The organism is Arthrobacter sp. NPDC080073 (genome assembly GCF_040686575.1).
GTDB lineage: Bacteria > Actinomycetota > Actinomycetes > Actinomycetales > Micrococcaceae > Arthrobacter.
On sequence record NZ_JBFBKR010000002.1, the window covers coordinates 152684 to 166509 of the forward strand.

The following is a 13826-nucleotide window of genomic DNA, read 5'->3' on the forward strand; positions in this document are numbered from 1 at the left end:
GGAGGCACAATCCCGGCAAGCGCCCGCCCGGTTGCGCCTGCTTCCTCCGCGCGAGGTCCACTACGCAGCCCCGGAGTTGTCCGTGGACCAGGCCGCCGTCGTCGGCCTCCCGCACGGATCCGGGCCGGTCCTGGTACCCGGGGCACCGGGCACCGGAAAATCCACCGTGCTGGTGGAAACCGCCGTCCGGCGGGTCCAGCGTGACGGCGTGGATCCGGAACGGATCCTGATTCTCGCACCTGGCCGGCATGCGGCGTCGGCGTTGCGGGACACCTTTACGGGGCGGTTGGACCGTAGCTTGAGTACGACGCCGGCACGCACCTGGGCCTCATACGCTTTCGATTTGATCCGGCGGGCCAAAGCAGAGGGCGCGCTGCCGCTGCAGCGGCCACCCAAGTTGCTTTCCGGGCCGGAACAGGACCTCATCATCAAGGAACTGCTGGAGGGTCACGCCCGGCCGGGATTTGAACTTCCGTGGCCGCAGGACTTGTCCGCGGCATTGCCCACCCGGGGTTTCCGCCAGGAGATCCGGCAGCTCTTCGACAGGATCATCGAATCCGGCCGCACTGCGGAAGACCTGACGGCGCTTGCCTATGAATGCGGCAGGCCGGACTGGATTGCTGCCGCGGACCTCTACACGGAGTACCGCGACGTCCTGGACCTGCGCATGCCGGAAGCCTTTGACCCGGCCGGAATCATTACCGCGGCGCGCCAGATCTTCCAGGACTCGCCCGGATTCCTGGCGGCGGAGCGCGAGCGGCTGCAGTTGATCCTGGTGGACGACGTCCAAGAGGCAAACCCTGCCGTGTTTGAACTGCTCGCAGACATCGGAGAAGGAAAGGACGTTTTGGTGGCGTCCTCCCCGGACACCGTGGTCCAGGGGTTCCGCGGTGCGCGGCCCGACCTCGTCGCCGAACTGCCGAGGCTTCTTGGAGGCCTTGCGGGCACAGTGCGGGAGCTTCCGCTGTGGCACACCCACCGGCACCTCCCCGGCGTCGCAAAAGCGTGGACGGGTGTGGCCGCACGTATCTCGCAGCGTGCGGGAGGCCAATTGGCCCGGCGTCTTGACCCGCTGCCTGCGTCGGAGGAGGCTCGCTCCGGAGGTAGCCAGGCCGCGGGCCGGGTGGAAGCACATGTCCTTCCCTCCACCGTCCACGAATTGCGCTACGTGGCACAACGCATCCTCGAAGCACAGCTGCGCGAGAACCACGAGTTCGGCGACATTGCTGTGATTGTGCGCAACGGTGGGCAATTGGCGCAACTACAGCGCTACCTGAGCGGTCAGGGAATCCCGGTCCGCGTTCCCGTCGCGGATTCCGCTGTCCGCGACGAAGTGGCAGTCCGTCCCCTGCTCGAGGTGTACGGAGTGGTGCTCGATGCGGCCAAGCTGACGCCTGAGTCCGCCGTCTCTCTTCTCACGTCGAGGATCGGCGGGGCTACAGCCATCGAGTTGCGCCGCCTGCGGCAATCCCTGCGCCGGGAGGAACTGTTGGGCGGTGGCGGACGGTCCAGCGATGTATTGCTGGTTGAAGCGTTGCTCGAGCCGGGGGCGCTGGGTTCCTTGGGTATCGAGGGTAGCTCGGCACGGCGTTTGGCCCGGATGATCGCGGCGGGACGTTCGGCGGCCGCCGAGCCCGGAGCCAACGCTGAAACAGTGTTGTGGGCATTGTGGCAAGCCACCGGTCTGGCTTCGCGCTGGACGGAAATGGCGCTCGACGGCGGCGCGGCCGGCGCCCGCGCGGACCGGGACCTTGACGCCATGATGGCCCTGTTCCACACTGCCGAGCGCTATGTCGACCAGCTCCCGGGCTCCGGTCCCGAACAGTTCCTGGAGTATCTGCTCAGCCAGGAACTCCCCATGGACACCCTTGCCGCCAGGGCCCAGTTGGAGGAAGCGGTGGAGCTCATGACGCCGGCCAGCGCTGCCGGGCGGGAATGGGCCGTGGTCATCGTCGCGGGCCTGCAGGAAGGCGTCTGGCCCAACACCAGGCTCCGGGGTGAACTCCTCGGCAGTACCTTGTTTGCCGATGCCGTGGAGCACGGAGTTCAACACGCCCTGCAGCGCGGACCCCTCAGCAGGCTGAGGGATATCCGCTACGACGAACTGCGGAGCTTCTCCACGGCCGTTTCGCGTGCCCGGGAAGTCCTCATCTGCACGGCGGTTTCTTCCGAAGACGAGCAGCAATCGGCTTTTCTCGACTACGTGGCGCCCCTGGAACCGGGACAGTACCAACGTGAGTACACACCAGTAGGCAGGCCCATGACGCTGCGTGCCTTGGTGGCTGAGTTGCGCCAGCGTGTTCAGCCGGACGACGCCGCGCTTGCCCGCCCGGGTGTGGCCGAGGATGCCGCCGAAGCCGCGCGCGTGCTGGCACATCTGGCCACCGCAGAGCCCGCAGTGCCGGGCGCACATCCGGATTCCTGGTGGGGACTGGCACAACTGAGCAGCGAGGAACCGGTGGTTCCGGCGCAAGGGACCGTGTTTGTTTCTCCTTCGAAGGTGGAAACCGTGCACAAATCGCCGTTGGATTGGTTTGTCCAGGCGGCCGGGGGCGAAGCCGCTACCGACTTTGCCCGCAGCCTGGGCACCTTGGTCCATGCGATTGCCCAGGAGTTGCCCGATGCCTCCGGCGCTGAGTATGTCGCCGAGCTCGTGCGTCGCTGGCCGACACTGGGCATGAAGGACAACTGGGAAGGCCGGCTGGACTTCCAACGGGCGGAGCAGATGGTCCGGAAACTCGCCCAATACGTGCTTGTCATGAGGAGCGAGGGCCGAAGCCTGGCCGGGGTCGAAGTGGACTTCGAGGTCCCCCTTCCGGAGGTGCGCCTGGACCACGTCGGCGAGGATTCCGATGGTGTCCTGAGCGCCGTGCTCCGGGGACAAGTGGATCGTCTGGAAATAGACGCTGAGGGCAGGCTGGTGATTGTCGACCTCAAGACGGGCAAACGCCAGCCAGGCAAGGCCGAACTCACCAGGCACCCCCAGCTCGGTGCCTATCAGGCGGCCGTGTTGCACGGGGCATTCCAGGATCTGCCTGTTCCGGGGCTTGTTCCCGGCGGTGCCGTCCTGGCACAGCTGGGGACCAAGACGAAGACGCCGGCGGTCCAAGTGCAGGAGCCCCTGGACCCGGGAGATAACTGGGCACAGGACCTTGTCAGCGAAGCCGCCGTGCTCATGGCCGGAGCAAGCTTCGAAGCGCGCCATGATCCCTCAAAAGGCAGCCATGGGGGCCACGGTTGCCGACTGCCCGATATCTGCCCGTTGTGCGCCAGGGGAAAGCAGGTCACAGAATGACCGTCCAGACACTCGCCGGAATCGACGGCGGAGAAGCCGCCGAAGATGCCGCGGTATTGCCGGAACCCCGGTTCGCGCCCGGCGAATTGGCCGATATCCTCGGCGAACGCAACCGTCCCACCGAAGAGCAATCCGCCATTATTGCCTCACCGTTGACCCCCCGGTTGGTCATCGCAGGCGCCGGATCCGGGAAAACCGCAACCATGGCGGACCGGGTGGTGTGGCTCGTCGCGAACGGATGGGTGCGCCCCGAAGAGGTCCTCGGCGTCACGTTCACCCGCAAAGCGGCAGGGGAGCTGGCCAGCCGTATCCGCGCCAAATTGGCCACCCTGCAGCGCATCGCGTCCTCGGACAACGGGCATTACGGCTTCCCGGACGGGGTTGCAGGATCCGATGAGCTTGAACCCAAAGTGTCCACCTACCACTCTTACGCCAGCGGGATCGTCTCCGACTACGGCCTGCGGCTGGGTATCGAGCGCGATGTGGTGCTGCTCGGCGGCGCCCAGGCCTGGCAACTTGCGAGCGAGGTTGTCGAAGCGTACGACGGCGACTATGAACACTTCACCGCTGCAAAGTCCACGTTGGTCAAGGCCGTGATGCAGTTGGCCGGCGAGTGCGCCGAACACTTGCGCGAACCTGCCGAGGTTCAGCGCTGGCTGATGGACCGGGTGTCCGAATTCGCGCAATTGCCCTATATGTCCGCGGCGAAAAAGAACCCAAGCCAAGCTGCCGGCGATCTCGGCGCCATGTTGCGGACCAGGGCCAGCGTCGCGGACATGGTGGGGCGTTACCAAGAGGCCAAGAGGAATCGCGGCGTCCTGGACTTCGGCGATCTCGTTGCGCTCGCCGCGAAGATTGCCCAGGACATACCCTTGGCGGCTGCCACCGAGCGGGCCCGCTACAAGGTGGTGCTGTTGGATGAATTCCAGGACACCTCGCACGCGCAACTCGTCCTGTTCTCCCGCCTGTTCGGGGGCGGACACGCAGTAACGGCGGTGGGGGATCCCAACCAATCCATCTATGGGTTCAGGGGTGCTTCGGCCGGCCAACTATTCCACTTTGTCCAGGAGTTTCCCGTCCGGGTCGAAGACAGTTCCGGAACGGCATCCCTTGCCACCGCACCCACCTCGTACCTGACCACTGCCTGGCGGAACGGGCGCAACATCCTGGCCGCCGCCAACGTCATTTCCGCGCCGCTCAACAAGGCCGCTGCTAGTGGTGGAGCCCCGGGCTCCAGGGCCGAAGAGAGTTCCGTGGCAGTGCCTCCGCTGCAGCCGAGCCCCGCAGCCGTGGACGGCAACGTCGTCCTCGGACGATTTGCCACCGACGAAGACGAAGCCGCAGCGATTGCCCGGGATGTCCGCCGCTACCGGCGCACAGTCTTTGAAACCGCGGCCGACGGTACGCCGGTTTCCCCCACGATGGCCGTGCTTTGCCGCCGGCGGGCACAGATGGAGTGCTTGCGGCGTGAATTCGAGGTCCAAGGGATCCCCTACGAAATAGTCGGCCTCGGCGGGCTCCTCGACACCCCTGAAGTAGTGGATCTCGTGGCCGCGCTCCGGGTCCTCGCCGATCCCGGCCGTTCCGATGCCCTGATGCGTTTGCTGGCAGGTGCCCGGTGGAGGATCGGAACTGCGGATCTGATGGCCTTCCGCGACTGGTCCCAGTTCCTTGCCCGGCGGCGATCCCACGGCGGTGCGGGAGATAGCGGCGCGGGAGACGATCCGTCAAGTGCCGACGAAAGCGCGATGGACACCGTCGTGGAGAGCGACATCACCGATGCGGCGAGCCTTGTGGAAGCCCTGGACTTCCTGCCACGGCCGGGGTGGACTTCCGGCCACGGGCGCTCCCTCAGCACGACGGCCCTGGACCGCCTCGGCCGGCTGTCGGCCGAGCTTCGGAACCTGCGGGGGTTCATCGGAGACGATCTGACCACACTGATCGGCGAGGTGGAACGTGCGATGCTGCTGGACATCGAGGTCGCTGCCAAGCCCGGGACGAGCATCCACCAGGCCCGCCGGAACCTGGACGCATTCCATGATGCCGCGGCGGGTTTCCTGCAGACTTCGCAGCGTGTGGATCTACTGGCTTTCCTGGGATGGCTCGAAGCAGCCGCATCGGAGGAAGGCGGACTGGACATGGCCGACGCCGAGGTGAACCACGAGGCCGTGCAATTACTGACAGTCCACGCCTCCAAAGGCTTGGAATGGGACGTTGTCTTTGTTCCCGGTCTCAACGCCGGGGCCTTCCCGAGCAACCGGGACTCGCGGTGGAGCAGCGGCACCGCGGCCCTGCCCTGGCCCCTGCGCGGCGACCGCGCTGATCTCCCTCAATGGGATCTGGACCAGCCGGACCAAAAGGGCTGGCTGGATGCCGAAAAGGACTTCAAATCCGAAGTCCAGCACCACGGCGAGGCTGAAGAGCGGCGACTAGCCTACGTCGCCTATACCCGCGCAAAGTTCGTCCTGTGGGCATCGAGCGCCGCATGGAATGGTTCGCGGGCGGGCATTGCCGAGACGTCGCCTTTCCTTGCTGAGCTGGCAGGCCTTGCAGGCGAGGCAGGCAACGGTGCCGGCGGAGCATCGGCCGCCACCATTCATCCTCGGTCCCTCAGCGAAGACGCGCTGCCCACCGAGAGCCCCCTGACCGTCGGCACGGAGGTGGCTACCTTCCCCTATGATCCGCTCGAAGGTCCCTCCGACCCTCGCACGGGGGAACGGCTCCGCTTGGTACCGGGGCGGCGGGCCGCAATGGAGGCGGCAGCAACCCGGGTCAGGGACGCCATCGAGGCACTGCGGACGGATTCGCCGCTCGTCATCGATGGTGCGCCGACCCCCCTCCGCGGGGCGGCAGCCGGCTGGGCCGCCGAAGCGGAGCTGTTATTGGAACGGCAGCTGCGGCGGAAACCCGTCCAGGACGTCCATTTGCCCGGGCACATCTCGGCATCGATGTTCGTGGACCTGGGAGATGACCCCACGGCGGTCCTTGCCCAGCTTCGGCGCCCGGTGCCCCGCCAACCCGGGATCTCCGCACGCAAAGGTACCGCCTTCCATTCCTGGGTGGAGGAATACTACGGAACCACCGGCATGCTGGATCTCGACGAAGCTCCCGGCTCTGACTCCCACATTGACGAAGCCTACGGACTCGACGACATGGTGGCGACGTTCAGCAATTCAGAATGGGCGCACCGGTCCCCGGCGTTCGTCGAAGTTCCCGTGGAAACAAGGATCGGGGACGTCGTGGTGCGCGGACGGATTGACGCAGTCTTCCGCGGCGCCGACGGCACATGGGAACTGGTGGACTGGAAAACGGGCAAGCGCCCGGCCGGGAGGCAACTCAAGACCCGCGCGGTGCAACTGGCCGTCTACCGGCTGGCATGGGCGCGCCTCAAGGGTGTGCCGTTGGAGCAGGTCAGTGCGGCGTTCTATTACGTTGCCGATGACGCCGTCGTCAGGCCCCACGACCTCGGCTCGGCCGATGAACTGGAGAAGATCATTGCGACCGCGCTAGGCAGTCGAAGCCGATAGGCGGCCGAAACCACGCCAGCTAGGCCGGGTAGGACTAATGCTTCTTGGCGTCCTGGAGCGGGGCCGGCTCCACTATCTGGAGGGCCGTCGTCGAGGTGTCGTCCGCTTCGGACGGCGCGTCCGGCGTGGAGGCGGTCCCGTTCGCCGGATCTTCCGCGGGCTCCGGGATGGCCGTAACACTCACCGTGGGCTTTGCCGAGCCGCCCTCCGAGGCCTTGGCTTCCGAAGCAATGACGACTGCCGGTGCTGCCAGCCCGTCCGAAGCGGTGAGCTCCGGAGCGGCGAGCTCCGAAGCGGCAAGCTCCGGAGCGGCGAGCTCCGAAGCGGCAAGCTCTGAAGCGGCGAGCTCTGAAGCGGCGAGCTCCGCCGCAGCGGCCTCGGCCTCCTCGGCTGCCAAAGCGTTTTGTTCCTCGATGTCGTCGGCGAGGGATTTGAGCATCGCCTCGGCTTCTTCCGTCATGTCACTGTGACCGGCGGCCAAGGCCTTGACGAGATACTGGGCCAGGGCGAACTCGGCAAGAAGTGCCGAGCGTCGCAGCAGGTGGCCGTCAGGGGTATCCCGCCGGGCCTCCGTGTAGTGCCGCAGTACGGACTCCACGAAGCGCTGTTCGTTTGACGCCACGAGCCAGGCGAAGTCATCGGCGGGGTCGCCGATGCGCAAATCGGTCCACCCCGTCACCGCCGTCACGCTGTCGCCGTCGATCAGCAAATTGTCTTCATGGAGATCGCCGTGGACTACGCACGGGTTGAAGCGCCACAGTGCCACGTCCTCCAGTGCGTGCTCCCAGCGACGCAGCAGGGCTGGCGGAATCTTGCCCGTGGTAGCGGCCTGGTCCAGCTCGTTCAACTTGCGCTGACGGAATTCATTGGCCGTGTAGCTGGGAAGGTCGGCATTATTGACGAGGGACTGGGGGAGGTCGTGGACGGCAGCGAGAGCCGCACCGATCTCCTTGGCCAAGGCATCACTGCAGCTCGACAGCTCTTCGATGCTCCGTGTGGCGCCGGCCAGGTGGGCGTAGACAAACGTGCTCAGCGCGCCTTGGCGCACCGTTCCGGCCACAGTGGGCATGAGAAAAGGCAGCTCGGCCCGGATCGCCGGCGCGAAAGCCCGCAGAATCATGAACTCGGTCTCCAGCCGGGCGCTGGCTTCGGGATGACGCGGCGAACGGACGCGCCATCGCTTGCCCTCCGAATCCAGCAGAAGCGCCGAATCGAAATCGGCGGCATCGTCCGGGGCGGAGGCGGCAGCCATCGGCGTCAGGCCGGGCACCGCCGCAGTAGCTACAGCGGCCAGTTCGAACGGTGTTCTTCTCACGTCTTCCACGGTAGATTGACAAGCGCCTCTGGCAGCGATGCAGTGCGGCGAGTCTTGAGATCCGCTGGAAAACAGCATCCAGGGACGTGCATCGCTGAAAGATCCAAATGTCAATTGTCGGTGCGAGTCAGTACGGTAGGTACATGAGTTTCACCGAGTTCCAGGCGCCGGCAAACCACCTTATCGATACCGTACTTCCGGTGCGCCCTGCCATGGTTGACCGCGGATCTGCTGAACGCCTGAAGCCGGGCATGCTTGACGAAGTGATCTCCTCAGGTTCGGCCAAGGCCATGGTGTTGTCGCAGCGCCAAGCCCTCGTCGTGGGGGACGCGTTGTGGCTGGGCGACGCCGCGCCGCTCTTCGAAACCCTTCAGGCCGCCGGTGGACCGCTCACAGCCATTTATCTCGGCCGGACCCTTGCTGCTTCCTCTGTACCGGAGCAAACACCAATCGTCCTCTTTGTGCCCGCCGAGCCGGTTCCGCCTGGAGCCGCGGGCCTTCCGGCCGACGGCTCCTGGGCCGGATTCCGGGAGGTCGCCGCCCGCCTCGGTGCCATGGACACAGCCTTGTTTGTCGAGGCCAGCGCCATTTCCAATTGGCATGCCACCCATACCCACTGCCCGCAGTGTGGAACTCCCACGGTCATCGAAGCCGGCGGCTGGGTTCGGCGGTGCCCGCGGGACAAATCGGAGCACTATCCGCGGACCGATCCGGCCATCATCGTCACCGTGGTAGGTTCCGACGGCAGGCTGCTCCTGGGTGGAGGAGGGCCGCTTGACGCCAAGAACTATTCCACGCTTGCCGGCTTCGTTGAGCCCGGCGAATCGCTTGAACAGGCCGTGGTTCGCGAAATCGGGGAAGAAGTGGGTGTGCGGGTCACCGCTTGCCAGTACCTTGGCTCGCAGTCGTGGCCGTTTCCGGCCTCGCTGATGCTCGGGTTCACCGCAACAACGGACGACGTCGAGGCCCGGCCCGACGGCGTTGAAGTCACCCGGGCCCGCTGGTTCAGCCGCGCGGAACTCCAGGCGGCAGTGCTCAGCGGCGAGATCACGATCTCCACAAGGCTCTCGATTGCGCGTTCCCTGATCGAGCACTGGTACGGCGGCGTCATCGAGGACCTCCAGCAGTGACAGGCGGTATTTTCAGCGACACCGTTTCACTCGAGGACCGGATACTCGGCGGCCTTGACGCCGAGCAGCGGGAAGTCGCCAGCACCCTCAGCGGTCCCATGTGCGTCCTCGCCGGAGCGGGTACGGGAAAAACCCGGGCCATTACCCACCGTATTGCCTATGGTGTGCACTCCGGTGTCTACAGCCCGCAGCGCCTCCTGGCCGTCACCTTCACGTCCCGGGCCGCCGCCGAGATGCGCAGCCGGCTGCGGGATCTCGGCGTCGCAAACGTCCAGGCACGCACGTTTCACGCCGCTGCGCTCAGGCAACTGCAATTCTTCTGGCCGCAGGCGGTCGGCGGCGTCCTGCCGAACTTGCTGGACCACAAGGCGAACATGATTGCTGAAGCCGCGCGGCGGCTCCGGTTGAGTACCGACCGGGCTTCCATCCGTGACCTTGCGGCGGAGATCGAGTGGGCCAAGGTTTCCATGCTGACGCCCGCCAACTATCTTGAGAACGCGCACGGCCGCGGCACTCCGGGCGGCTTCGACCTTACCGCCGTCGCGCGGGTTTTCCAGTCTTACGAGGACGTGAAGACGGACCGCAACGTGATCGACTTCGAGGACGTCTTGTTGATCACGGTGGGCATCCTTCAGGAAGACCCGAAAGTGGCAGCTACGGTCCGCGAGCAGTACCGGCACTTTGTGGTGGACGAGTACCAGGACGTTTCTCCGTTGCAACAGCGGCTTCTTGAACTTTGGCTCGGCGGCCGCGACGAACTCTGCGTGGTGGGCGACTCCAGCCAGACCATCTACTCGTTCACAGGAGCCTCTCCCAAGCATCTCCTCGGATTCAAGGGCCGTTACCCGTCGGCGACGGTCGTCAAACTGGTTCGTGACTACCGTTCCACGCCCCAAGTGGTGAAGCTCGCCAACGATCTCCTCGGGTCCCGCCGCAGTGGTGGAACGGTTGCCGACGCCGCTTGGGCCAAACCCCTGCAGTTGGTGGCCCAGCGCCCGGCCGGACCGGAACCGCGGTTCATGGAATGCCCGGACGACGAGGCAGAGGCGGCGGTTGTCGCGGGCCGGATCCGGGAATTGATCGACTCCGGCACCAAGGCCAGCGAGATTGCCGTGCTCTTCCGCACCAACGGCCAATCGGAAGCGTACGAACAAGCCCTTGCCTCGGCGGGCATCGGCTACCAGCTCCGGGGTGGTGAGCGGTTCTTCGCGCGCAAGGAAGTCCGGGACGCCATCCTGCAGCTGCGCGCCGCAACGCGCGCGGTAGCGGAGGATTCCGCAAAGGAGCCACTGGGCCAACTGGTCAGGGACATCGTGGCTTCGCTCGGTTACACGGATACCGCCCCGCATAGTGGCGGTGCACTCCGCGAACGCTGGGAGTCCCTCGCAGCGCTCGTGGCCCTCGCGGACGAACTCGCCATCAGCCGCGGGCCGGAATTCACGTTGATGGAATTCGTCAACGAACTCCAGGAGCGTTCGGTGGCCCAGCACGCCCCGACAGTCCAAGGCGTTACCCTCGCATCGCTGCACGCAGCGAAGGGCCTGGAATGGGACGCCGTGTTCCTGGTGGGCTTGAGCGAAGGACTTATGCCCATTTCCTTCGCCGACACTCCCGAAAGCGTGGACGAGGAACGCCGCTTGCTCTACGTCGGGATCACGCGGGCACGGGAGCACCTGAACCTGTCCTGGTCCACGGCCCGGACACCGGGTGGCCGCGCCAACCGCAAACCTTCGCGCTTCCTCGACGGGCTCCGCCCCGATTCCGTGCTCGGAGCCAGCGCGCGCAGCCGCGCCACGCCACGGCGCAAGGCGGCAGCACCGGCGTCGTGCAGGGTCTGCGGCACGATGCTCGCCACTGGCGCCGAGCGCAAAGTGGGCCGCTGCAGCCAGTGCCCGCCCACGTACGAGGAACAGACTTTTGAGGCTTTGCGGCAATGGCGCAAGGAAGAGGCGCTGAGCAACGATGTTCCTGCCTATGTGGTCTTCACGGACGCGACGTTGACGGCCATCGCAGAGGCCCGGCCGGCGTCGCTAGAGGAACTGGCGCAACTCGCTGGTGTCGGGCCTTCCAAACTGGAAAAGTACGGCGAAGCCGTGCTGGCAGTCCTGGTCGAGAACGGGTCTGCCTAGTGCCGCGGATCGCGGGACAGCCCGCTTTGCCGTTGACCACCGAAGACGGCGCGCCCGTCGTCGTTCGTCGCTCGGCCCGCCGCCGCCGTACGGTGGCGGCCTTCTGGGAGGACGGGAACGCCGTTGTGGCGATCCCTGCTCACTTCACGAAGGCGCAGGAGCGTGAATGGGTCCGGCGGATGCTGGACAAGCTCAAGCGCCAAGGGGAGAGGGGTGCCCAGGGCGCCGGCAGGCGGAGACCCGCGAGCGATGCGGCCCTTGCCGGACATGCCGCGGAGCTTTCCGCAAGGTATCTGGGCGGCCGTGCCACCCCGACGTCGGTCCGCTGGGTCAGCAACCAGAAGTCACGGTGGGGGTCGGCCACCCCGGCGGACGGCACCATCCGGCTTTCGGACAAGCTCCAATCGATGCCGCGGTGGGTGATCGACTACGTATTGCTCCACGAACTCGCGCATCTGCTGGTGGCCGGGCACAACGCAGCGTTTTGGCGCTTGCTGGAGGCGTACCCCGAAACGCAGCGGGCCAAGGCGTTCCTGGAGGGCGTCGCTTTTGCGACGTCGCGGGGGCTTGGACCGGATGACAAAGGCGCCGACGCGCCAGCCGGAGGCTGGGACGCCGACGCCGACTAGGCGTTTCGGAAGCGCTAGGCCTTGGGCTCCCCGGGTTCCGTGGTGTCAGGGGAGTCTCCGTCTTCAGGTTTCGGAGCCTCCGGGCTGCCCTCAGTGCTCCCCTCGTCCTTCGGAGCGTCGTAGCCGCCTTCAAGGAGCTTCTGCAGTGCATCGTCCACTTCGGTGTCGCTGGCTTCAGCCAGGCGGCGCCGTTCGGTGAAGCCCGCCGGGTCGTCGAGGTCATGCGCCGTGGGGAGCAAATCGGGATGCTGCCAGATGGCATCGCGGCCGTCGATTCCACGTTCGTCCTTCAGCGCCGCCCACAACGTGGCGGCTTCGCGAAGGCGCCGCGGGCGCAGCTCGAGGCCAACGAGGGAGGAGAACGCGTGTTCGGCGGGTCCTCCCGTGGCCCGGCGCCTGCGCACCGTCTCGCGGAGTGCGACGGCGGATGGCAGCACGTTCTCGGTGGCTGCGGCCGTGAGTTCGTCCACCCAGCCCTCCACCAGCGCCAGGGCTGTTTCGAGTTTCTCCAGGGCAGCCGATTGTTCGGGAGTGCGCTCGGGCGTGAACACCCCTTGGGAGAGAGCTTCTTGAATGCCCTCGGGGTTGCTGGGATCCAGGTCCCGGGCGAGGTCCTCGACGCGGGAAAGGTCGATGTGGATGCCGCGGGCATAAGCTTCGATCGCCCCGAGGAGATGGCCCCGCAGCCATGGAACCTGCACAAAGAGCCGGGCATGCGCGGCTTCGCGGACCGCGAGGAACAACCGGACGTCATTCTCAGGGATGCTCAGGCCTTCGCCGAACTTTGCCACATTGGCCGGCAGCAAGGCCATCTCGAGATCAGCGAGTGGAACGCCGATGTCGGTGGAGCTGACCACCTCGGCGGACAGGGCCCCGATGGCCTGTCCCAGTTGCATGCCGAAGATTGCCCCGCCCATGTTCTGCAACATCGACGAGGTGCCGCCCATCATGGCCTTCATTTCTTCCGGCATCTGCTGTGTCAGGGCGTCCGACAGCGCATTGGCGATGCTGTTGGCCACCGGCTCCGTGAGTCTTTTCCATGTAGCGAGGGTGGCTTCCACCCATTCGGCGCGGGACCAGGCGCGGCCGATGAGGCCCGTCGCCTGCAGATCGGTGACCGGATCCAACCAGAGTTCCGCGAGCCGGAGCGCCTCGTCGACTTCGCGGGCCTGCACGGCACTCACCGAGGGATCCGTGCCGGCGGCGGCAACACGGCGGGCATTCTCGTGGGCGAGCTGCCAATTGACAGGGCCTTCGGAAGTGGAGCTCATCATGGCCTGCACCTGGGCGAACATTTGCTGCAGCATGTTGGGGTCGTTTGGCAGCCCTGCGGCCTTTGCCAATTCGGCGGGGTCGATGTTGCCCATGCCTTGCCCGCCCATCAGGTTCTTCAGCATTTCCGCCAAGGGATCCACGGGTGAATCGTCTCCATTGGAGGGGTTATTGGGGTTGGAGGTCATGGTGCCGCCGATCGTCGGTGTGACTGGTGATCACTTTCAAGGTACCGCGATGCCCGGGGGCTGTCTGCCTCAAGAACGCGTCGTTCGCTCTAGGCAAAGCACGTGGGGCGGGCACAGCAAAGTAGGGTGGATCGTTGGTATGTTTACTGGCCTCCGCCCTGAGGGGGTCGAAACGGTAGCGTAGGGCACACGGTTCCCGGCGCGGAGAGGTCCTTCATTGACTAGTTTGCCGAGCCCCGGAGCTGCCGGGGAACCCGGACAGCCTCTCGGCCCCTCCAACTCCAAGGACATCCCGACGCCGGAAGGCCATTCCCCGGCGCGGCGCCGCGACGGACGGTACG

Annotated in this window: 7 protein-coding genes; 5 read left to right on the plus strand and 2 right to left on the minus strand. The window is 66.0% G+C overall.

Features of this window, described 5'->3' with window-relative positions; translation table 11 throughout:
- Positions 1-31: 31 nt before the first annotated feature.
- Together AB0O52_RS02935 and AB0O52_RS02940 are read left to right on the plus strand one after the other, a co-directional pair.
- Complete coding sequence (locus tag AB0O52_RS02935) at positions 32-3295, plus strand: ATP-dependent DNA helicase (RefSeq protein WP_364533787.1); 3264 nt, start codon at positions 32-34, stop codon at positions 3293-3295.
- A complete protein-coding gene (locus AB0O52_RS02940; RefSeq protein ID WP_364533091.1) occupies positions 3292-6822 on the plus strand; it encodes an ATP-dependent DNA helicase in 3531 nt (1176 codons plus the stop codon). Before AB0O52_RS02935 ends, AB0O52_RS02940 begins: the two co-directional genes overlap by 4 nt.
- A gap of 34 nt (positions 6823-6856) precedes the next feature.
- On the opposite strand, the gene AB0O52_RS02945 is transcribed toward AB0O52_RS02940, so the two are convergent.
- Positions 6857-8137 carry a macrolide 2'-phosphotransferase gene (locus AB0O52_RS02945; protein ID WP_364533094.1) on the minus strand — a complete coding sequence of 427 codons (1281 nt, stop codon included), beginning with the start codon at positions 8135-8137 and terminating at the stop codon, positions 6857-6859.
- A 143-nt stretch (positions 8138-8280) separates the two neighbouring features.
- On the opposite strand from AB0O52_RS02945, the gene nudC reads away from it, so the two are divergent.
- From nudC to AB0O52_RS02960, 3 genes are read left to right on the plus strand one after another with little or no spacing between them, the layout of a single operon-like run.
- The gene (gene nudC / locus AB0O52_RS02950) at positions 8281-9267 is read left to right on the plus strand and encodes an NAD(+) diphosphatase (RefSeq protein WP_364533097.1); all 987 of its coding nucleotides are present in this window, start codon (positions 8281-8283) and stop codon (positions 9265-9267) included.
- Positions 9264-11396 carry an ATP-dependent DNA helicase UvrD2 gene (locus AB0O52_RS02955; protein ID WP_364533100.1) on the plus strand — a complete coding sequence of 711 codons (2133 nt, stop codon included), beginning with the start codon at positions 9264-9266 and terminating at the stop codon, positions 11394-11396. Before nudC ends, AB0O52_RS02955 begins: the two co-directional genes overlap by 4 nt.
- An 8-nt stretch (positions 11397-11404) precedes the next feature.
- Entirely contained in the window at positions 11405-12025 is a 621-nt protein-coding gene (locus AB0O52_RS02960) for a M48 family metallopeptidase (protein ID WP_364533789.1), read from the plus strand.
- Between the two features lie 14 nt (positions 12026-12039).
- Here the strand turns inward: AB0O52_RS02960 and AB0O52_RS02965 are convergent, their stop codons facing one another.
- On the minus strand, positions 12040-13485 hold the full coding sequence (locus AB0O52_RS02965; RefSeq protein ID WP_364533103.1) for a zinc-dependent metalloprotease: 1446 nt from the start codon (positions 13483-13485) through the stop codon (positions 12040-12042).
- Between the last annotated feature and the right edge of the window lie 341 nt (positions 13486-13826).